Genomic DNA, 736 nt, shown 5'->3' on the forward strand with positions numbered 1-736 from the left:
GACTCGTAGATGACAAGGCCATAAGCTAATTCCGGTCCAAAGAGTAATTATCAAGTTTCAAAATAAAACCGCTTTAATTCTTGTATTAATACTTCTAACCAAATAACGTCTCAGTTAATGGTCAGAACATGCTCTAAATCAATTTAAAAAAATATCGTTGGTTATTAATTTATATCACAATTCCGACGCTTAACAAGTTTAGCACTGTGTGTTTTCGTAATTAGCAAAGACTAGCTCTGCTACTTATGAAACACTTATAAGTCCCAAATCACCTGGTCTGATTTCTTTCTAAGTGATTCGAGGTATTTTTCATGAGACGCAGCTTCCTCTGTATTGGCAGCCAGAACAGGTAGAGGCTTGCGTGTACCGGGTAACCTTCGAATACCTCCGGCGCCACCTTCATCTGTCTTTTCCTTATCTAGCAACAAGCTAGTCTGCCCACCACTTAGTAATAAATAAACATCAGCGAGTATTTCGGAGTCCAATAAAGCCCCGTGCAGTTCACGGTGACTATTATTGATCCCGTAGCGTTTACATAAAGCATCCAGATTGTTCTTTTGCCCCGGATGCTTCTCTCGCGCCATGGCTAGTGTATCTAATACACCACAGTAATTTTCTACCGGAGGGATCTTGTTGACCAAAAGGTTAAATTCGTGGTTGATAAAGCCAACGTCAAACGCCGCATTATGGATAACCAGTTCAGAACCTTTTATATACTCAAGAAATTCTTGGGCAA

The 736-nt window shown here is 40.1% G+C and carries 1 protein-coding gene; it reads right to left on the minus strand.

All coding sequences use genetic code 11. The features are described 5' to 3' along the window. Positions 1 to 254: 254 nt before the first annotated feature. A partial coding sequence (gene dnaQ, locus A3735_RS23985; protein ID WP_068638793.1) for a DNA polymerase III subunit epsilon occupies positions 255 to 736 on the minus strand: 482 nt, incomplete at its 5' end.

The sequence above is a fragment of the Oleiphilus sp. HI0061 genome, assembly GCF_001635675.1.